Source organism: Aminobacter sp. DSM 101952 (assembly GCF_001424795.1).
Taxonomy (GTDB): Bacteria; Pseudomonadota; Alphaproteobacteria; order Rhizobiales; family Rhizobiaceae; genus Aminobacter; species Aminobacter aganoensis.
Genome location: NZ_LMCL01000023.1, coordinates 440117 through 461008, shown reverse-complemented (window position 1 = coordinate 461008; position 20892 = coordinate 440117). Strand labels below are relative to the sequence as shown.

The 20892-nt window shown below is 59.6% G+C and carries 18 protein-coding genes; 11 read left to right on the top strand and 7 right to left on the bottom strand.

Annotated elements, in window-relative coordinates; genetic code table 11:
• Positions 1-265: 265 nt before the first annotated feature.
• The gene (locus ASC75_RS16325) at positions 266-592 is read right to left on the bottom strand and encodes a DUF736 domain-containing protein (RefSeq protein ID WP_055977765.1); all 327 of its coding nucleotides are present in this window, start codon (positions 590-592) and stop codon (positions 266-268) included.
• Between the two features lie 648 nt (positions 593-1240).
• Between ASC75_RS16325 and ASC75_RS16320 the strand changes: the two genes are divergently transcribed.
• Positions 1241-1432: a hypothetical protein gene (locus tag ASC75_RS16320; RefSeq protein WP_055977614.1), complete on the top strand. Its 192-nt coding sequence runs from the start codon at positions 1241-1243 to the stop codon at positions 1430-1432.
• A 139-nt stretch (positions 1433-1571) separates the two neighbouring features.
• On the opposite strand, the gene ASC75_RS16315 is transcribed toward ASC75_RS16320, so the two are convergent.
• The 5 genes from ASC75_RS16315 to ASC75_RS16295 form a co-directional block, all read right to left on the bottom strand.
• Complete coding sequence (locus tag ASC75_RS16315) at positions 1572-2498, bottom strand: DUF2493 domain-containing protein (RefSeq protein WP_055977611.1); 927 nt, start codon at positions 2496-2498, stop codon at positions 1572-1574.
• A 321-nt stretch (positions 2499-2819) separates the two neighbouring features.
• Positions 2820-3872, bottom strand: a complete 1053-nt coding sequence (locus ASC75_RS16310) for a toprim domain-containing protein (RefSeq protein ID WP_055977609.1) — start codon at positions 3870-3872, stop codon at positions 2820-2822.
• A gap of 63 nt (positions 3873-3935) precedes the next feature.
• Positions 3936-6068 carry a ParB/RepB/Spo0J family partition protein gene (locus ASC75_RS16305; RefSeq protein ID WP_055977606.1) on the bottom strand — a complete coding sequence of 711 codons (2133 nt, stop codon included), beginning with the start codon at positions 6066-6068 and terminating at the stop codon, positions 3936-3938.
• Positions 6069-6232: 164 nt separating this feature from the next.
• Entirely contained in the window at positions 6233-7426 is a 1194-nt protein-coding gene (locus ASC75_RS16300; RefSeq protein ID WP_055977762.1) for a hypothetical protein, read from the bottom strand.
• A 193-nt stretch (positions 7427-7619) separates the two neighbouring features.
• Positions 7620-8633: a zinc-binding alcohol dehydrogenase family protein gene (locus ASC75_RS16295; RefSeq protein ID WP_055977602.1), complete on the bottom strand. Its 1014-nt coding sequence runs from the start codon at positions 8631-8633 to the stop codon at positions 7620-7622.
• A gap of 97 nt (positions 8634-8730) precedes the next feature.
• Between ASC75_RS16295 and ASC75_RS16290 the strand changes: the two genes are divergently transcribed.
• A complete protein-coding gene (locus ASC75_RS16290) occupies positions 8731-9105 on the top strand; it encodes a helix-turn-helix domain-containing protein (RefSeq protein ID WP_055977599.1) in 375 nt (124 codons plus the stop codon).
• A gap of 322 nt (positions 9106-9427) precedes the next feature.
• On the opposite strand, the gene ASC75_RS16285 is transcribed toward ASC75_RS16290, so the two are convergent.
• Positions 9428-10447: a permease gene (locus ASC75_RS16285; RefSeq protein ID WP_055977596.1), complete on the bottom strand. Its 1020-nt coding sequence runs from the start codon at positions 10445-10447 to the stop codon at positions 9428-9430.
• A gap of 68 nt (positions 10448-10515) precedes the next feature.
• On the opposite strand from ASC75_RS16285, the gene ASC75_RS16280 reads away from it, so the two are divergent.
• The 9 genes from ASC75_RS16280 (at position 10516) to ASC75_RS16240 (ending at position 20889) form a co-directional block, all read left to right on the top strand.
• Positions 10516-11394 (top strand): LysR substrate-binding domain-containing protein, encoded by an 879-nt coding sequence (locus tag ASC75_RS16280; protein WP_055977593.1) that lies wholly within the window; start codon positions 10516-10518, stop codon positions 11392-11394.
• A gap of 162 nt (positions 11395-11556) precedes the next feature.
• Positions 11557-12717 (top strand): MFS transporter, encoded by a 1161-nt coding sequence (locus ASC75_RS16275; protein WP_055977590.1) that lies wholly within the window; start codon positions 11557-11559, stop codon positions 12715-12717.
• 70 nt (positions 12718-12787) lie between these two features.
• Positions 12788-13303 (top strand): GNAT family N-acetyltransferase, encoded by a 516-nt coding sequence (locus tag ASC75_RS16270; protein WP_055977587.1) that lies wholly within the window; start codon positions 12788-12790, stop codon positions 13301-13303.
• Between the two features lie 131 nt (positions 13304-13434).
• Positions 13435-14274, top strand: a complete 840-nt coding sequence (locus tag ASC75_RS16265) for a PhnD/SsuA/transferrin family substrate-binding protein (protein ID WP_245439368.1) — start codon at positions 13435-13437, stop codon at positions 14272-14274.
• Positions 14271-15728 (top strand): HAMP domain-containing sensor histidine kinase, encoded by a 1458-nt coding sequence (locus tag ASC75_RS16260; RefSeq protein WP_055977581.1) that lies wholly within the window; start codon positions 14271-14273, stop codon positions 15726-15728. The genes ASC75_RS16265 and ASC75_RS16260 overlap by 4 nt, the downstream gene beginning before the upstream one ends.
• Positions 15718-17049 carry a sigma-54 dependent transcriptional regulator gene (locus ASC75_RS16255; protein WP_055977578.1) on the top strand — a complete coding sequence of 444 codons (1332 nt, stop codon included), beginning with the start codon at positions 15718-15720 and terminating at the stop codon, positions 17047-17049. Before ASC75_RS16260 ends, ASC75_RS16255 begins: the two co-directional genes overlap by 11 nt.
• 383 nt (positions 17050-17432) lie before the next feature.
• Complete coding sequence (locus ASC75_RS16250) at positions 17433-17957, top strand: arsenate reductase (azurin) small subunit (protein ID WP_055977576.1); 525 nt, start codon at positions 17433-17435, stop codon at positions 17955-17957.
• A 13-nt stretch (positions 17958-17970) separates the two neighbouring features.
• Entirely contained in the window at positions 17971-20433 is a 2463-nt protein-coding gene (locus ASC75_RS16245; RefSeq protein WP_055977573.1) for an arsenate reductase (azurin) large subunit, read from the top strand.
• A 75-nt stretch (positions 20434-20508) separates the two neighbouring features.
• On the top strand, positions 20509-20889 hold the full coding sequence (locus tag ASC75_RS16240) for a cytochrome c family protein (RefSeq protein WP_055977570.1): 381 nt from the start codon (positions 20509-20511) through the stop codon (positions 20887-20889).
• Positions 20890-20892 lie beyond the last annotated feature (3 nt).

The window sequence follows — 20892 nt, the reverse complement described above, 5'->3', positions numbered from 1 at the left end:
AGCGTAAACGAGGAAAATGCCATCGCGCTCCGGCCTTGCCGCCGCTATGGGTTTGTGAGTTCAGGTGCCTCCTTCGAGGGGCGGCTTGGGACGGAAATCGTTCTCTCCTGTGACGTGTCCGAGCTTCTGAAGAAGTATGTTGCTGATGATTAGCGAGAAGCGTGCAAGCAGCCGCGTTCCTGGCTGTCGGAGGCCTGCGTCGCCAGGCCGCTTTGAGCGAAAAGCACCCCGCCCGTACTGTTCGGGCGGGGGGGATCAGCGGGCCTTATTCGCCGTTGCGGCGGCTCGGGCGTGACCAGATCAGGCTGTAGGCGTCACCGTCCTCGTCGTTGAAGAGGTTAGCGAAGATCGGGGCGTTGAAGCTCGGGTCATCGAGCTTGAGGCCGAGATAGTCGCGACCCTCGTTGGAGCACTTGGCCCATGCGGCGCCGATTTCGGCTCGACCAACGAAGACCCGGTGGCTGGGAGCGTTGTCGCCAGAGGCGCGGGTTTCGGGGACGATGCGGACGCTGCGTGCCTGGACGCTAAGCGTGACGATTTCGCCGGTGAATTCGTTGTTGCCTGACTTCTTGAAGGTGCCGATGGTGGCCATGGTCGTTCTCCGATCCTGTTTGTTTCGAGCCCGCACCATTGCGGTCTCGATGGTGATCGACAGGCCGGAGGCGATAGCCGGCGCACCCACGGGCCGAAGCGTCAGCGGAGGATGGCGCGGGAGCGACTTTGTTGGCTCGCGAGGAATGGCCGCGTAGCGCCAGGGGAAGAAAGTCGCAACAAGCCATTGCGTGGAAGGCGATCGAGGCATAGCCGGCCTTCGGCCAGATACATCCATCGCAGAGACCACTTCGGTGCGCTCGCTGACGGACCGGACTCGGAGGAACCACAAGGGGCTGCCTCGCTGATCCCGACCGCTTTCCGGCAATACGGTCCACCGTCGTATCGTCCGGTACTTGGCGGCCGTCAGCATGCTTTCGAATCGCTATTGCGTCCGCTCCGCTTCGCGATGTCTTTCAGTCACGGCGATCGTTGGCTCATCTGCTGACGTCGCCGATTTGGCCAAGCAGTTTGGGGGGAAGCCACACTCCTTGGTGTCCCTCACTGCGCGCCCGCTTTGCGATCCCTACTTCCAATCTTAAACGCCGAAGGGTGGTGGGCCTATGTTATGTTCTGTCAGCAGTGCCCTTCGACCGCGAATAGGCCTGCCGTAGCCTCGCCCTGCGTTTACGGACGGGAGGAAGTCGCAATGATTGACGACCCAGACGAAAACCAGAAAATGGACATATTCAGGCAGATCGCACAGGACGCAACCTACACAGCGCACACCCTCGCCGAGCGATATGGCTTGTCTGACGGCCAAGCACGATCACTCATCAAGATTCATGGCCCGTCTCGTGAAAAACTGGATCGGATCGTCGCAGCGCCACCGTTTCCATAATCATTGGCCTGTTCCCATTGAACCTTTAAGACTACGCACAGGCGATCGACGCTAACAATTTTGTCCAACGCCGACTGGACACTTACTCGGTTCCTCCTCCCGTTCGGTCGTGCGGTTTCGATGTAGGGGAATGCGGCGCTTACGCGCCGCCGAATTTCATGACGGGGATACCGAGTTTGCGCGCCTTGTCGGCAAGGTTGTCCTGGATTCCGGTGCCGGGGAAACAGATGACGCCGATCGGCATCGCCTCAAGCATTGCGTCGTTGCGTTTGAACGGCGCTGCCTTGGCGTGCCTGGCCCAGTCAGGCTTGAAGGCGATCTGCGGAACCTTGCGATGGCTGGCCCATTTGGCGGCAATGAGCTCGGCGCCTTTCGGGCTCCCGCCGTGCAACAGCACCATGTCCGGGTGCTTGGTGTGAACCTGGTCGAGCTTATTCCAGATCTGGCGATGGTCGTTGAAGTCGAGCCCGCCAGTGAAGGCGATTTTGGGGCCGGGAGGCAGGAGCGTATCGTTTTCAGCGCGCCGTTTGGCGGCAAGGAAGTCCCGGCTGTCGATCAGCGCTGCAGTAAGATTGCGATGGTTGACCATCGAGCCGGTGCGCGGCCGCCAGATCGAATGGGTGGAGCGTTCGAACTGTTCGGCTGCCTGGTCGCGCATCAGTTCGAACACGTTGCGCCGTTCGAGAACGGTTTGTCCCTGAGCCGTCAGGCGTTCGAGTTCGACCGATTTCACCTCCGACCCGTCCTGTTCGCGCTGGAGGCGCTGCTGGGCGAGCTCATTTTCGTCGAGCTCGCGTTCAATTCGACCGATTGCGCGATGAAAGAGATTGACCGTGCCCCAGAGCAGTTCCTCGAGGTCGGGCTCGAGGCGGGTATCGGAAAGTGCCACGACGAGAGCGTCGAAGATGTCGGCAATGCTGGCAGCGACAACGTGGCCTTCGGGAAGCGGGCGAGGGTCAGGTTCATCCTCGAAGGGGCGGTAGCCGTAAAGCTGAAGTTCCTGGAGGACGTGTTCGGTCGGAGAGGCGTGGTGCGGCTCGTAGCTCGTGGCGTGCTCTTTGGTCATGGAGGTCTTCCTTCGCTCGTGACCACGCCCAGCGCGGCCTTCTTGGCGACGAAGGCGTCGGCCGGGATGGACTTGCACCTGGAGCGCAGCGGAAGGCCGGAACGCAGTGGAGGATGGTGACGACCGACGATTTTGTTTCGCGATGGAAAGCGCCTCGTCGAGGCGCACCGGAAAATCGTTGGGCGAAGCCGTTGCCTGTCCGGCACGTCTGACGCCCGATCGCCCTCTCGAAGGCCGTGGATGTGGCTTCGCAGTGTGCAAGGCTGGCCTCCGTCACCCGACAGCGCACGATGCTGCGGTGCCGCCTCGATCACCTACCGGTCAAACGGCCGAGGACATGAAGCGTGCGATGTCCTGTGGAGCGACCTGCAACTTCAACCTCGCGGTCAGTGCGTCGAGACCGAGCTGCCTGAGATCTTCGTTGAAATCGCCAAGCCGTGGCTTGAGCACGATAGCCTCGATGCCGACCGCACCAGTGCGCTCGAGCAGTGTTGCTATAGCTTTGTCGCCTGCCTGATCCTTGTCGCGCGCAATGTAGAGTCTGCGCAGCCCATGCGGAAACAGGATCGCAGACAGGTGCGCGGCTGAAAGCGCCGCCATCGAAGACATATGAGGCAAGGCAGATCGGACTGACAGTGTCGTTTCGATGCCTTCGCCGGCCATCATCACGTCGCTGCCTGCGCCGAAGCGGACTGCGTGACCGAGCAGGCTGCCCATGGCGCGCCTGGGCGTGGAGATCGGTGCACGGCCGAGGTTGGCTTCACCGAAGCCGTTGGGGTCAAGCCACGTGCGATGCGCACCCGTAAGCCCCCCGAAAAGGTCGGTGACGGCAGCGATCATCGCCGGCCAGGTTTCGGTTGGAGCGCAGTCGTCTTCGCGGTAATAGCAGTGTGGGTGGTAGCGCAGCGCACGGGTTTCGCGCAGAGCCGTAATCCCGCGATTGCGCAAATAGTCTTCGACGAGGGTTCGTCCGATAGGCTGCGCCATGGCAATGAGACGTCGTGCCGATTCCGTCGATCCACGCTCGGCTGACGCCTGTTGGCCGATCCGTTTGCCTGAGGCAGGATATGGCATGGCAAGGAAGCATCGTGCTTCCTCGGCAACGTCCCTGAAGTCGACAAGACGCAGGCTTTCGCGGATGACGTCGAGCAGGTCGCCATGCTCGCCTGTCGCGGCATCTGTCCATTTTCCGGCAGCCCCCTTTCCCGAACCCGGTCCCTTCAGACGAACGAACATGGAGCGACCGGGCGTGTTTCGGACATCGCCAACAAGCCAGTAGCGACCTTGACGATGTCCATTTGACAGATAGTGCCGGCACACCGCCTCGGCATGGTTTGCAAGGTGAGTAGCGAGATCGCGCGGTGTCTCAGCCATGGTGGACCTCAAAAGAATTGGCCCGCCATCGCGGGCGGGCCAAGATATCGGGGCAGGGTGGCTTCATTCGGCCGCAATGGGCGTAGCCACGTCGGTATCAGTGTCGCGGATGGCGCCAGCTTCGCCCATAGCCGTTGCGCCACCTTCGGCCGCCAGTTCTTCGACGTCCGTTGCGGCGGGGAGCCGCAGCGGTTCGGGCAGCCATCCAGCATCACTGAGAAGGCGTTCAGCTTCCTGCGCCATGTCCGCCTTCTTCAAATGCTGGATGAGCGTCGCGGCGCGCTCGCCCGCACCTTCTCGGACGGCTGCAAGGATACGAGCCTTGGTGACGCGGCCGAGATAATTGTCGACGGTCGGCCTCCAGTTGGCGTCGGTCACCATGTCGAAACCGGTCGCTTGGGCCAGACGGTCCGCGCCAGCGAGACGGCAATTGAGGTTGTGCGGGGTCGGGCCGGAACCGCCATAAGGGTTTGGGCGCTCGTTGATCGCATTGACACCGTAGCTGACACAATGGGCGAGAAGGGCCATCCGGCTCGTGTCATCGAGCGCCGCGATCCAGTCCCAGAGCGCGTCTTCGTCTGAGGGCAGGTCGGCCTTCCAGGCATCGTAGCGCTCGCCGATCGCTTTGGCAGAGAGCGTGTCCTTGAGATCTGCACCCTGCGCCGAGAAACAGGTCTGGCGTATCGAGACTTCCAGGCACCCGGTCGGAGCTGCAAAATGATATCGCTCCATCACCATGCGATGCAGCAGCGCCGTCATCGCGACGTGGGGATTGTCGGCGAGTGCGTTCTGAAGGGCGAGCGTGCGGTGGGCGGTGAGTTCGCCGACCAGGCGCTCAGGAAGAGGTTTGTTGCCTTCTTCATCCTCATCCTCCCTGACGACCGGTTGGCCGCCGATAGAGATGGCGGTGCGCTGAATGTCGCCGTGGTCGACCAACGCATTGTCCTCGGTGCCATCCTCACCGCTTTCGCTGTCGTCAGCGATCGGCGCCTCGTCTTCGGGCCGGACATAGCCAGGGTCGACGACAAGTACGCCTTCGCGATTGATGCTGACGAAGACACCTGCGCGCGCGATCTCGGCGGGTTCGAACGTCATGGGCCTATCCTCGAGGGCCGAGAGTGCTGCTTCAATTTCGGCAAGCCGCTGGTCAACCGCGTCGGGCAGTTCGTCGACTTCGCTGTATTGAGATTCGAGCTCGTCTTGTTCGTTGCGCAGTGCTTCGCCGGTCGCGCTCTCCTCCTCGGTGAGTGCCTCAATCACGCCGATCAACTTGCGCAGGCCGTTCGCGTGGCCATAGGGAAGCTCGACAGATGCTGAGATCCACTTCCAGCCCTGATTGGCGAGCTCGTCTGCCGTGCCTTGCAGCATTTCGTCGACGAGACGGTCGAGGAGGGGGACATCCTCCAACCAGCCGCCGCTGTCGTCGGAGAAAAGATCTCGCAGGACGGTACCACTGGCGGCCTCATAGGCATCGATACCGATGAAGCGGGCACGTTTGTCGGCCATCGGGACCGTCGTTTCAGTCAGCATGCGGCGGATCTGCCACGGCTCCTTCTGCCAGGAGCCGCTGATCCGCTCCCAGACCTGCTCCTGTCGCACATGATCGGGATTGACCGTGAATGCCTCGAGCATTGCGAGCGTCATTTCGTGGCGCGAATACGCATCGAGCAGGGCTGGCGCTGCCGTGGCGAGACGAAGACGCTGCGTGATGAAGCGCGGGGTGGTGCGATAGGCGTCAGCAATCTCCTCCTTCGACATGCCACCGTCCAGCATGCGCTTGAACGCCTTGAACTGGTCGAGAGGATGCAGGGCGAGGCGCACCATGTTTTCCGCCAGAGAGTCGTCGACTGCGGATGTCTTCGCGTTGGCCTTCTTGACGAGGCATGGCACGGGGCCGTCGGCCGGAAAGCGGCCGGCTTCCACCAGTCGCGCAATTGCCTTGTAGCGGCGCCCACCCGCCGGGGTCTCGAAATCGCCGGTCTCGTTGCCGTCGGCGTCGAGTATGGCGCGGACATTGAGACCCTGCACGATGTCCTCGCGGCGGTCGATGTCATGGGTGAGTTCTTCGAGACCTTCTTCGACGTTGATCTCACGGACGTTGCTGTCCGACAGGAATATCCGGTCGAACGGAATGTCGCGCGACCGCGAAAAGACGATCATTGCGACGGCGGACTTCTTCTTGGCAGCTTTGGCCATGATGGTTCTCCACGACGGACCCCCAAGAGCCTCTCTCTCGGATTTGATTTCCGTCACGAAGCGAAGCGCCGCCCTCTTACTCTGGAGGGCAGCGCCACACATCAGGCAAACCGGTAAGGCACGACGGCGGAAGCCGCGCCTCGCTTCCGGATTTTTGGGAACGATCAGGAGGCTCGATCGAGCATCTTTTTGGCCTTGGCCTCCATTTCGAGGCGGGCGTCCTGATGGGGCTTGTCGCGCGCGACGGCCGTGATGCCCTGCACGAAATCGAAAATGCTTTCGGGTGGACGGCCTTCTTCATTCAGGACGGTGTCGATGATCTTCGCCGTCTCGGCCCTCGAGAAGCCGCGCCGGCGCAGCAGCTCGGTGCGGTCGTCGTCGTTGCGCGCGACGATCCGTTCGCGCGATGCCTTGATGCCATTGATGAAGGGTATCGGCGAGGAGTTGGCGAAGTTGAGAAGCGCGGGCGCTGCCTCATGCGCAAAACGTGAGGCGGCGTACTTCGAGTGGCGGATGTTGATCTCCTCGAAATCCTCAACGCCCCAGAGGTTCCGGTTCTGACACACAGCGCGGAGATAGAAGCTAGCAATTCCCAGCGTCTTGGCGCCGACTTCGGAGTTCCAGCAGTAGAAGCCGCGGAAATAGAGGTCGGGCGATCCGTCCGGAAGCTTGCCTGCTTCGATCGGATTGAGATCGTCGACCAGGAAGATGAAGACGTCGCGGTCCGAGGCGTAAAGCGTTGTAGTGTCCTTGGTGATGTCGACTGCGGGATTGTAGACGCCGGTCGACCAGTCGAGCACGCCGGGAACTTTCCATCGCGTGTCGCCGATGCCGTTGCCGGCGATGCGCTGGACGGCTTCGACGAGTTCATGGTCGTAGATCCGACCATAGTCCGGGCCGGTGACTGCCCGCAGTTCTAGACGACCGTCGCCCGTCTCAAGGGTCTTTACCTGCTCTCTGCGATGCGTTGCGAGACCGTACTGCAGATTGATGCCGGCCAGCGCCGCGGGGAGCTGGCGCAGATAGGTCGCGGGCGCGCCGACGAGGCTTGCGAGTTGTCCGAAACTCCAGTGTGTTGGGGCGACGGGTGCTTCAGCACCGGGGAGGATGAGCGTCAGCCGTTCTGGATCGCCATGGCTCGCCTCAACCTGGATGCGATCGCTTTCGACGGTGCGAGTGCGGCCGCTTTCGGCCCGCGCGCGAACTGTGCGGGCCAATTCGTTCAGAGATAAGAAGCGCTCGTCGTCGGGCCGCGAGAACCATTCCGACGAGACGCGACCGATGCGCCCGCCGCGGGACACATCCACTTTGAAGCCACCATCGACCTGATGCGTGGCATCGAGAACTTGCGTGTTCATGGCAAAAACCTCCATGACGGCGCCGGAAGCCTCTCCTCCGACTTCAACCCGTCATGGACAACTCGCCCTTCTCTCACTCTGGGGCACGAAGACAGCTGAGACCAGACCCACGGTAACGCGACGAATGAACCGCTGGCGACACGCCTTGGCAATCTATCGGGCCCGGGCTAGGCGAAAGCCGCCTGCTTGTCTTTCAAAAGCCTTCCAGCACGATCTTGCCTTTGGAACGTCCGCTTTCGATCAACGAATGAGCTTGTTTCAGATTCATCGGATCGATAGGGCGCAGGACTTGGTTCAGTGTTGTTCGGAGCTTGCCTTCATCGACCAGCCGCGCAACCTGGTCGAGCAGTTCGGCCTGCCGATCCATGTCCGGAGTTTGGAAGATCGACCGGGTGAACATCAATTCCCAGTGAATCGAGACCGACTTGCGCTTGAACGGCAGGATGTTGAGCACCTTGGGGTCATCGATCAGCCCGAAGCGGCCTTGAGGTGCGATGAGTTCGACGATCTGGTCGAGGTGCAGATCCGTTTGGGTCGTCGAAAATACGAAGGCAGGCGCGCCGAGCCCTAGAGCCGCGACCTGTTCCGCGATCGACTTGCTGTGGTCGACGACGTGATGGGCGCCGAGTTCAGCCACCCAGTCTTTGGTCTCCGGGCGCGACGCGGTTGCGATGACAGTTACATCCGACAACGCGCGGGCGAGCTGAATGGCGATTGAGCCAACACCGCCCGCTCCGCCGACGATCACGATCGCGTTGGCGGCACCTGGCACAGGCTGCCTGATGTCAATCCGGTCAAAAAGCATTTCCCAGGCGGTGATCGCGGTCAATGGGAGCGCGGCCGCTTCGGCGCTCGACAACGTCTTTGGCTTGTGGCCAACAATGCGTTCATCCACCAGGTGGAACTGGCTGTTGCAGCCGGGCCGAGTAATCGAACCGGCGTAATAGACCGCGTCGCCAAGTTTCAGGCGCTCCACCTTCTCCCCCGCTTCCACGACGCGGCCGACTGCATCCCAACCCAGTACCTTCCATTCCCCTGCAACGGGCGAAACGCCTTGCCGGATCTTGGTGTCGACCGGATTGACGGAGATGGCTTCGACCTCAATCAAGACGTCGTGGCCAGAGGCGACTGGGCGCGGCAGATCGATGAACTCGAGTGAGTCAGGACGGTCAATGCTGCCGGCAGTCCTGTATCCGATGGCCTTCATAACTCTGCTCCTGTTGCTGATGCCACAAAGCTGAGCATATGATGCAGATTAATCAATACGCACAAACATCGCCTATAGTGTCATAAAGGGTACTACGATGGCCAAGATCCGCCATTCCCGATTTGATTGCACGCCCGGCTGCGCGGTCGAGGCGGCGATCGGTCTGATCGACGGCAAATGGAAGTCGATCGTTTTGTTTCATCTGCGGTCCGGCACGCTCCGCTTCAGCGAGATCCGTCGCCACATCGCCGGTGTCACACCCCGCATGCTGACCAACCAGCTACGTGAGCTGGAAGAGGATGGATTGATCACACGCAAGGTCTACGCTCAAGTTCCCCCAAAGGTGGAATACAGCTTGTCGCCGCTCGGCCGTAGCATGGAGCCCATCCTTCTTGCCCTGAAGGATTGGGGTGATGCGAACATCGACCTGTATGGCAAGCCGCACGCTAGCAACAGCATGCCTGCGGCTTGATCGCACAAAATGCGATCGCGACGGTCCTGAAGGCTGGGGTTCCGGCCTTCGTCGAGCAGGGGCCGCAACCCCTGCGCAGGGGCTTGCGTCGTTGATGACCGCCACAGCGCTGGTTGGGAATCTCATTCTTGTTAGCCATGTGCCTTAGGTTGATCGAACTTTGCTGCTGACCGGGAACGTGCGTCAATCTCCCTGGCTTGTTCGCGGGTTATGCCGATATCGTCCAGCAGTCGTTCGTCGAACTCGGAGAGCGGACGTACACTCGACGAATGGGCTGATCCGCGCCGGATGTATTCGGCTAGGCTTCGGATCAAGTGAAACATCAGTACACGGCCCAGAACCAGTCGAAGCAATATCCGGCAACCAGCGAGCCGATTACGGCCAAAGCAACGAACAGCACCAGTGTCGCCATCCGCAGTATCGGCACCACCGCAAGGACACCCCAGATGCTGACCGCGCTTCCAGAAACCAAAAATGCGAGAGCCGCCCCAGGGGACATGCCGAGGTCGAGCAGGGCCCGGACCATGGGGAGGGCGGCGTATCCATCCAGATACATGGGCGCTCCCACCGAGACGGCGAGCGGAATTGCGTAGGGGGAGTTAGCGCCGACATAGGTTCCGAGCAGGTGATCGGGCACCAGACCTCGTAGTAAGTATTCGGCACCAAATGCCAATGTCAGGCAGGCCGAAACGAGCTTGCTTGTCTGTAGGAGGTCAGCCCAAAACACCCGGGTTCGTTCTTGATCGCTCCACACCCAAGCCTTGAACTCGTTGGCGGCGACCGGGGCGCATCCGCCACTGATCTTTGTCGACCGACGAAGCGGATTTCTCACGGCATCGGTCTTGCCAAGTGCTGTTGTTGCGACACCCGCAAAAACCCCCAATCCGAATGCGCTGACAGTCTTTGCCACTGCAAAAGAGAGGCCGAGCGTTGCCCAGGTTGCTGCAAACATCGCAGGATCCGTGACCGGAGATGACAGCCAAAACGCCATGACAGGGGCTAGTGGAACACCTGACGCGAGAAGGCCTGTCATCAGTGGGAGGACCGTCACGCCACAAACAGGCGTAAGCGTACCTGCAATAGAGGCCAAGAGGATCGTGGTCATTGGGCGACCCTTGAAGACCTGTGCCGTGACGGCGCCAGCCCCGCTTGCCGTCACCCAAGACGACAATAGAAGGCCTGTGCCGATCAGGATGGCGACGTCGAGGAAACTCGCAGCGACGAACCCAAGCAAAGCCAACGTCATCGCGGGCCATAAGAACGATGCCAGCAAGACTGAGGCGATCGCAAGGAACCAGAAGGTGCGATGGAATTGGCGTGGAAAGGCTTCTGAAATGGACATGGCGACCTCCTGCCATCAGGGTAGGCCGATAGCTTTCATGAGGAAAACGAATAGTATATATATCAGTCATGAGTGTTGACGATGGCTTGGCTCCTAAGCTCGAGAGCGATCTCCTTCGAACTTTCCTGATGGTGGCTCAGGAAGGGAACGTAAGCCGAGCCTCGGGAAGACTGTTTCGAACCCAATCGGCTATCAGCCTTCAAATACAGAAGCTGGAAGACACAGTCGGACACCAGCTCTTCGAGCGGCATGGGCGCGGCGTGTCTTTGACGGCGGCCGGGGAGAAATTGCTCCCCCTGGCAAGGCGGGTGATCGCGACACTGGATCAGGCCGCCATCGAAATGAAGGGCCACCAGCAGGGCGGAGAAATCCGCATCGGCATTCCCGATGAATATGGCGAGACAATTCTGGCAGCCATCCTCGCATCATTTGCGAAAGCAGAGCCGACTGCTCAGGTCGTTGTCAGATGTGGATCCAGTGTAGATTTTCCCGAATTGGTATCACGAGGCCAACTCGACCTCGCGATCCATTCACCAGAAAACACATCGACAGATGACGTCGTGATTTACCGGGAGCCAGCTGTCTGGGCGACGTCAGCGTTTACCGATTTATCGGATCGAACTCCGCTGCCTGTAGCGCTGTTCGACAAGGCTTGCTGGTGGCGGAGTCGCTGTCTCGATTTGTTGGAGAACTCGGGCATCGATTATCGGGTGGTCTGTACCAGCGAAAGCCTGGCGGGCGTCAGGGCGGCGATTGCAGCAGGCATGGCTGTTGGCGTGCTTCCGCAGACCGCTTTGACTGCAGAACTCCGCATCGAAGGCGATAACACCCAATTACCGCCGCTTGGGGATTCTGAACTCGTCCTCTTGAAGTGGACGGATGCGCCCAGCGGGCTTCTCAATTCGATGGAGATGGCGATACGGTCTGCGTTTCAGAAACCGGGTTAGTCCAGGGCGAACCGATTGACTATCACGCCTTGCACTTGAACGTCGACTTCTGCCGACCTTCCCATTTGCGGCTTGAAAGAAGCTCGCTTGAAAGATTCTGAAGACGCATAAATGCCGCAACCGTCCCGACCTCCGAGAACACCACCACCCTTGCAATCCCAAATGGCTATGGCGGCATGCCTGGTCCTGACTTTTGGGATGGGGGCCTTGCACGCGTTCAGTGCCCTGATGGAACCGATCGAACAGGCGACTGGAGCGGGACGCCTGGCGGTCAGTCTTGTGTATTCGGCCGCTTTGTTGAGCCTTACTGCGGCGGTTTTTTTCGGACACAAATTGTATCGACGGTTCAACGCTTCCAGCTTGGTCCTGCTGGCAGCCGCATTGCCGATCTTGGGCATCCCTCTCACGTTGACCGGAACCTGGGCTGGCTGGATCGTGGGCTATGGTTTGCTTTTCGGGTTCGCCAGTGGTGCAGGCTATGGTTTCGCGTTGCACTCAGCCTCATTTGCCGTTCCGGCTCATCGCCGCGGTCTCGCGATAGGAGCTACGACGGCGTTTTATGGACTAGGCGCATTCGGGTTTTCACTTCTGTACCCAGCGCTGCTTGCGGCACTTGGGCTGGCCGCGGGCTACGCCGCCAGCACGATCATTGTCGCTGGCCTTGCCTCAGTCTCAGCCACACTGTTTTTCGCTTCGCGGCTGACGACAAATGTCTCCATCGATGAACCCAATGCTGCTGGCTCCTCCGGCGGACTTCTCCGTCTATGGCTTGGGTATGGGATGGGCGCGTTTGCCGGGCTATTGGTCCTAGGTCATGCTGTCCCAATTATCCTGGCTTCAGGGAATTCAACGTCGGCCGCGATAGCAGGACTTGCGATGGTGTCACTGGGCAACGCCATGGCTGGGCTATGCGCGGGGCTGATTGCTGACCGCTTCGGCAGCAGGAGGCCGCTCGTGGTGGTGGCGACCATATCTGCCATCGCGCTGGCTGGGTTGACCTATACCAGTGATCCCCAGACCACCGTGGCGTTGATTGGGACGGTGGGAGCCACATACGGTGCCTTCATTGCGCTGTATCCGCTGCTGGTGTCGACGTGGTCGGGTGCTGATCGCGCAGCCTGGGCTTATGGCCGAGTCTTTACCGCGTGGGGCCTAGCAGGCGTTGCTGCACAGCCTGTTGCCGGGTGGCTGTATGAAGTCACAGGACAGTATTACGTGGCGCTCACCATTGCCTGCCTGTTTTCACTCGGTGCGGCGGCGATTATTGCCTTCGTCGGGCAGGATCGGAATGAAGCTTTCGAGCGGGTGCTAGGTGAAAGCTGACAGTAATTGGCGGGGCCAGCGCGTAGCGGGGGAATTTCCTCTGCTATCCTGACCTTGCTTGGGAGAGGCAATGGAGATTGTGATATTTGACGCGGATCAAACCGCGCGAAACCTAGGTCGGTTTGCGGAGATTCTTCAGGAAAGCGTGACCCATGGAGCGCTTGTTGGATTCGTTCTACCGTTCGGCAACGATCAGTCAGAGGCGTACTGGCGAGGGGTACTCAGATCCGTTGCTGACGGCGAACGCCTGCTGCTTTGCGCCCTGGTCGAAGGCGAGATAGCAGGCACGGTTCAATTGTATCTGTCGCCTGAACCCAATGCTTCGCACAGAGCCGAAGTCTTCAAGCTGCTAGTACACAGCGATTTTCAACGCCAAGGCATCGGGGCGGCCTTGATGTCCGCCGTCGAAAACGAGGCTAGGGCCCGGGGCCGTTCGCTGCTTATTCTCGATACCGCCCAGGAAAGCGACAGCGAGCGATTGTACCGCCGTATGGGGTGGCAGGAGATTGGGGTTGTGCCTCATCACTTTGTTGATCCGTTTGGGGTGCCCAAGAGTTCCGTCTATCTCATGAAATTCCTCGCCTGAAGTCCCTCGACTGGTCCGATAACGCCTCCGTCGCCATCTATGTCACGTTGAGCTAGGATCACGCTCTGTCAGAACCTTCCTGAAGGGAGGCGGCGTTGGGAGCGACTGGTAATTTGGGCAGACGTGAGTTCGTGGCCGCTGCCTTGGCGGGCGCGGCTACCTTTGCGTTGCGGGATGCAGCCCATGCAGAAGATCGGACCTTCAAGGTCGGATTGACCCCCGTTTTCTTGTCGAATGACCTCGAACTTCTGGGACATCTGAAAGGCTATCTCTCCTCGAAACTTGGGGGTGCCGTCGAACTTGTCTCCCGCAGGACCTATCAGGAGATCACGGCACTTGTGGTCTCGGGGCAAATCCAAGCGGCCTGGATTTGCGGTTACCCCTTCGTTCAATTCAAAGCTGATCTTGATCTGGTTGCGACACCGTCATGGCACGGCAGGCCTCTATATCAATCTTACCTCATCGCAGCTGAAGGCCGCGACGTGACAGACTGGACTGGTCTTCGCGGCGACATCCATGCGTTCTCCGATCCGGATTCGAACTCGGGTTTCCTGGTCACACGGGCATTGCTCGCCGAAAATCGACTGCTTCCCACTCAGTTCTTCTCGCGCACCTTCTTCACGTATGGCCATCGCAATGTCATTCGCGCGATCGCGTCGGGGTTGGCGCAATCGGGAAGCGTCGACGGGTATGTTTGGGAGGTGATGAAGGACCTCGAACCAGACCTCGTCAACCGCACGAAGATCGTCAGGAAATCCGAATGGCTAGGCTTTCCTCCCTTCGCTTCAGCAAAGTCGTTGGCATCCGACCCTAGGATCGCAACGTTGCGCGAGGCCCTGGTCTCAATGGCCAATGACCCGGAAGGACGCAAGGTCCTTGAAATGCTCCGACTTGACGGGTTCGTTGTTGCGTCACCTGAGCTGTACGACACGATCGCAGCCAAGGTCGATGTGGTGAGGCAGTTCGGATGACACCGTTCCGACGCTGGCAGTCGATCCCTGTCTCGTTTCGGGTTCCTGCAATCGTCGCTTTGCTGATGATTGTCATCACTGCCGCCATTTCAGAGCGGGTTCTGGATCGACTGAGCCGCACGCAGCAAAGCTACCTCGACGGTTTGGCATCGACCTATTTGGACGGTCTGTCATCCTCGATCGTGCCTGCCGTATTGCGCGGCGACGTTTGGGAAGTCTTTGATGCGCTTGATCGGTCATCCTCAGGCTACGAGGCGCTCGCTCCTGTAGAAACTGTAGTGACCGGGTCTGATGGGCGCGTCCTGGCTGCCAGCGACCCGAACAAGATCCAAGCCTATTCAGTACTCCCGCCGGAATACGCATCAAGGTACGGGGCGGAACCCGTTACGATCGATGAGAACCGCAAAACTGGCTTCGCCCATCGAGAGCTTGTGTATCAAGGACAATCTATCGGCGCCATTCACGCGACATTCGATGTCTCGCACCTGTTCGCCGAACGGCGCGAGGTGTTGGTCACGCTGCTTGTGACGAACGGGATCGTGGCTGTGCTGTTCGCGTTCGGCGGCTTCTTGTTGGTCCGGCGGATGGTAGGGCCGATCCGGGTCCTGGAGAACCATATGCGGTCTGCAGCGCATGGCGCCGCCGAACCTATTGCCGACAACGAAATTCCAATTGGCGAAGGAGAGGTTGCGAACCTCTTCCATGGGTACAACGCGCTCGTCCGTGCCGAGCGAGAGCGCGCAAACCTGGCGATGCAACTGGCAGAAGAAGAGAAGCTGGCGAGCCTCGGCCGCTTGGCCTCGGGTATGGCGCACGAGATCAACAATCCTCTCGGCGGGCTGTTCAATGCCATCGATACGTTGAAGCAGCACGGAGACACGCCTGGGGTCAGGGATACCTCAATCAGGCTCGTGGAACGTGGTCTGGCAGGCATCCGGGACGTGGTCGAAGCAGCACTGGCGACCTACAGACCGGAACGCTCCCAGCGTCCGTTGACGGCTGATGATCTTGAGGACGTGGGCCTCCTTATCAAGCCTGAGCTGCGTCGAAAGCGCCAGCGGCTTGAATGGGACGTGGTTTGGCGAGCAACCAGCGAACTTCCAGTAAGTGGAGGATTGGTGCGTCAGGCTATGCTCAACCTTCTATTGAACGCCAGTGCGGCCACGCCCGAGGGCGGTCAGGTCAGCTTTGCTGCGACTAGCACAGAACGGTTGTTGACCATCGTCATCGGCGACGAGGGGCCAGGTTTGCCGTCAGACATTGCCGGAGTTCTTATCGACCGGGATCCAGGGCCAGCTGTTCGTGCTGGCCGAGGACTTGGCCTATGGATGGTTCGGCGCGTGATTGACGATCTCGGAGGAACGATAAAGATTGGCGAGAAATCTTCGGGAGGAACGGCAATCACCCTTTTGTTGCCCGTGGAGTGGGAGGATCAGAAATCCAATGCAGCCTGAGCGGGCGCGAATTGGCGTTGTAGAGGACGATCCGGTGATGGGTGGCTCCATCGTTCAGCGTCTTGAACTCGAGGGATGGCGACCGACCTGGTGGCATTCTGGACAAGAAGCCCTTGAGCAGATCGCGGAACTGTCGGACACGCTGGAACTGGTCATCTGCGATATCCGGCTTCCCGACATGAGCGGGGAAGATGTGTTCAACGAACTTGCGAAGCTTCCGAATGTCCCGCCTTTCATGTTCGTCACCGGATTCGGCGAGATAGACCAGGCGGTTCGCCTCATGAGGTCTGGCGCGGTCGACTTCATGACCAAACCATTTTCGATGGAAGAATTCCTTCGCCGAATAGAATTGGGGCGCCGTCCTGTCGACACTGCTTCGCATGGCTACGTCCTGGGCGTGTCTGACTCGATGCACACAGTTGAAGACACGTTGCGGCGCTACGCGCCACACAACCTTCCGGTGTTGATCACGGGAGAGACCGGGTCCGGAAAAGAAGTCGCCGCCCGATACCTCCATCAGGTATCGACGCGTTCGGCTGAACCCTTCGTCGCTGTCAACTGTGCTGCTATCCCGGCCGACCTCCTCGAGAGCGAATTGTTTGGCCATGAAAAGGGATCTTTCACGAGCGCCAGTCAGCGGCATCTCGGGTATGCTGAGCGCGCTGCAGGTGGAACGCTGTTTCTCGACGAGATTGGGGACATGCCTCCTGCTTTGCAGGCGAAACTTCTTCGTTTGATTGAGGACGGCAGCTTCCTCCGAGTGGGCGGAGAAGTCCCAGTGCCGTTCAAAGCACGTGTCATTTCTGCGACGCATCAAAATCTGGTTGGAACTTCCGGGAGGTTCCGTGAAGACCTCTATTTCCGGTTGGCTGTGCTTCCGGTCGAGGTTCCCCCCTTGAGATCCAGGCCTGATGACATTGCCTGGCTCATGGACCGTTTCCTCGCAGATGCGATTGGTCGAACCGAAAACCGCGTCAGGGGTTACAGTGCCTTGGCAGAGGAGGCGGCTCTCTCCCACAATTGGAAAGGCAACATTCGAGAATTGCGCAATCGTGTGGAGCGCGCGGCAGCGGTTACCACCGGAGAGTGGATCATGCCAGGCGACCTGTTTCCGGAGCAGGCGGACAGGCAAAAGGCAGATAGGTTCGTTCCGCTCTCCGACGTGCGCGACGCAGCTGAACGCCGCCAGATCGAGCGCGCTTTGCTGGAAACGGGAGGCCATATTGCGAAAGCCGCAGGCCTGCTTGGCATCTCTCGGACGACGTTGTGGGAAAAGATGAGTAGGTTCGGCCTTGCTGATCGGGAACGCTCGGAGTCCTGAATATTGCGTCGTCGATGCTGGTCTTACGGCGGTGTCAGGCAAGCCTCTAGCTCGTACACCCTGATAATTCGCTCGCAGCGTTGGGCGAGTCCCCACCATCGAGTCGCATAAGCGCGCGTACGCTGTCCTAGATGAATTCGGTTAGTTTCTGGGCTTCCAGATTGGTTGTCAGCCGTCTGTGCCCTCATACGTCGAGTTTCGAGTTATCGTCCATCACGTTCGGAATTCTGAACCTTCGGCGCCGCAACATGTTCAGAGTTCCGAACGAGCCGCCGCCGCGTTTCGGTTGGTTTTGAAAATAATCAAGCAATATCAAAGCTGAGCAATGTGGCACAGACGTTGCTTTCCTTCCAGGTGACTAGCCAGCCACCGGGAGGGAAGCCATGCAACGTTGCGACAAACTCGTCGATTTTGGTCGTCGTCAATTTCTCAGAGGTAGCGTCCTTGCTGCGACAGGAGCAGCAGCGGCCGTTTCGCTTGCTCCGACCCAAGCCAAAGCTGCACCCAGCCTTGCGCTGGTTGAGTATCCGTCGAACAGGCTGGCCAACGTCACGGACCTGAAACCGAACGAGCCACTTGATGTCGGCTACCCAGATGAGAACGCCCCTGGCGTATTGCTCAAGCTCGGCACCCGCGTCGAAGGCGGTGCCGGACCTGACGGCGACATTGTCGGGTTTTCGACCATCTGCCCGCATAAGGGGTTTCCGCTCAACTACAACGCGGACGATCATACCTTCAATTGTCCCGGCCACTACTCCCGTTTCGACGCGGACGCAGGAGGCCAACAGATCTGGGGCCAGTCGACTGAGAACCTTCCTCAGTACGCACTCCGCATCGATGACAAGGGCGACATCTATGCCGAGGGAGTCGATGAACTCCTTTACGGCCGCCTAAGCAACGTTCTCTAGGGAGGTTCGGATCATGGCATACAAGCGACACATCGACCGCCTGCCGATCATCCCGGCCGACGCCAAGAAGCACAATGTCACCTGCCACTACTGCATCGTCGGATGCGGCTACCACGCCTACACGTGGCCGACCAACAAGCAGGGTGGGACGGAAGCATCCACAAACGCGTTCGGGGTCAATCTCGCCGAACAGCAACCAGCAGAGACGGACGCCTGGTACGCACCGTCGATGTACAACATCGTCAAGCAGGACGGCCAGGACGTTCACATCGTCATCAAGCCCGATCACGAGTGCGAGGTGAATTCTGGCCTCGGCTCGGTTCGCGGTGCGCGCATGGGCGAGCTTCGATATTCGACCGCGCGCAATTCGCAGCTTCAGCGCCTGACCGACCCCATGGTCTGGCGCTATGGCCAGATGCAGCCGACTTCATGGGACGACGCTTTGGACCTGGTTGCCCGCGTTACCGCGGCCGTCATCAAGGATCAGGGCGAAGACGGCCTGTTTGTTTCGGTATTCGACCACGGCGGCTCCGCTGGTGGCTACGAGAATACCTGGGGGACCGGGAAGCTCTATTTCGGGTCCATGAAGGTCAAGAACATCCGCATCCACAATCGACCCGCCTACAATTCCGAGGTCCATGCCACCCGTGACATGGGCGTGGGCGAACTGAACAACTGCTACGAAGATGCGGAACTTGCTGACACGCTTGTCTCTGTCGGGAACAATCCTCTCGAGACCCAGACGAACTATTTCCTGAACCACTGGGTCCCGAACCTCCGCGGCGCATCGCTGGAAAAGAAGAAGCAGCAGCTTCCCGATGAGCCCCATGGAAATGCCCGCATCATCTTCGTCGACCCCCGGCGGACGGTTTCGGTGAACGCGGCCGAAGCTGAGGCTGGCAAGGACAACGTGATGCACCTGGCCATCAATTCTGGCACGGACATGGTGCTCTTCAATGCATGGCTCACGGAGATTGCCGACAAGGGATGGGTCGACAAGGAATTCATCGAAGCCTCGACCAAGGACTTTGACAAGGCGCTTACCGCCAACAAGACCACGGTCGAGCAGGCGGCAGAAATCACTGGTCTGACCGTAGATCAGATCCGTCAGTCCGCAGCATGGATCGCAGAGCCTAAGGAGGGGAAACGCCGGCGGACGATGTTCGCCTATGAGAAGGGCCTTATCTGGGGCAATGACAACTATCGTACGAACGCGGCGCTCGTAAACGTCGCTCTGGCAACGGGCAATGTAGGCCGAGAAGGCGGTGGTTGCGTGCGCATGGGCGGCCACCAGGAAGGCTATGTCCGACCGTCCGATGCCCATGTCGGTCGTCCGGCCGCCTATGTCGACAAATTGCTCATTGAGGGCAAGGGTGGGGTCCATCACATCTGGGCCTGCGACCACTACAAGACCACTCTGAACGCCCATCAGTTCAACATGGTCTACAAAAAGCGCACCGACTTGGTGAAGGATGCCATGAACGCCGTGCCTTACGGTGATCGCGAAGCGCTGGTGAAGGCCATCACCGATGCCATCAAAGCTGGTGGTCTGTTTTCGGTGGATGTCGACATAATCCCGTCGAAGATCGGTGCCGCCAGCCATGTCTGGCTTCCCGCCGCCGAGTCTGGCGAAATGAACCTCACTTCCATGAACGGCGAACGCCGGATGCGACTCGTCGAGCGTTACATGGACCCGCCCGGCAACGCGAAGCCAGACTGCATGATTGCGGCTGGCTTGGCCCAGCACATGGAGAAGATCCTGCGCGAGATGGGCGACACTACCTATGCGGACCAGTTCAAGGGTTACGACTGGAAGACCGAAGAAGACGCCTTCATGGATGGCTACAATAAGAACGCAGGTGGTGGTGAGTTTGTTACCTACGAGCGCCTGCGCGCCATGGGCAACAACGGCTTCCAGGAGCCTGCCACCGGGTTCGAGAACGGCAAGATCGTCGGGACCAAACGTCTCTACACCGACGGCAAGTTCGGGACCAAAGACGGCAAAGCGACCTTCCTGGAAGCCCAATGGCGCGGGCTTCAGGCTCCAGGCAAGGAGGAGCAGAAGAAAAACAACAAGTACCTCATCAATAACGGCCGAGCGAACCAAGTCTGGCAGAACGCATTCCTTGATCAGGATAGCGAGTTTGTCATGGATCGCTGGCCATATCCGTTCATCGAGATCAACCCCGAGGATATGGCGGAACTGAGCGTCAAGGACGGCGATCTAGTCGAGGTCTATAACGAGAGCGGTTCGACCCAGGCCATGGTCTATCCGACCCCCACAGCCCGGAAAGGAGAGACATTCATGCTCTTCGGCTTTCCGACGGGCGTGCAGGGGAATGTCATCAACGCGGGCACGAACGAGCTGATCCTGCCAAACTACAAGCAAACTTGGGCCAACATCCGGAAGATCTCGGATGCTCCTGAAGGCGTGAAGCACCTGTCGTTCAAGTCCCAGGAATATCAGGCGAGCTGACGCTCCGATTGCACGGCCCGCCGCGGGATATCTCGCGGCGGGCTGCCTTTGTGTACACAAATAGAGAGAGGTCGCGTGAAGCACATTGCATTTTTGGCACTGACAGCGAGCGTCGTTTTCAGCGCGCTCGAGGCCAAGGCCCAAGACGTCGATGCAGGAATGGCCGTGTTCAAGAAGTGTTCGGCTTGCCACGCAGCCGACAGCACAACCAACAAGGTGGGTCCGCATCTGGGCGGATTGCTGGGACGGACTGCGGGAACCGTCGAAGGTTTCAACTATTCGAAAGCCATGATCGAGGCCGGGAAGTCGGGCCTGGTGTGGGACGAGACCGCGCTGGCCGAGTATCTGGCGGCACCCAAGGCCAGGGTTCCTGGCACGAAAATGGCTTTCGCAGGGTTGAAGAAGCCGGACGAAGTGGCCAACGTTGTCGCCTATTTGAAAAGCGTCTCCGAGTAGGAC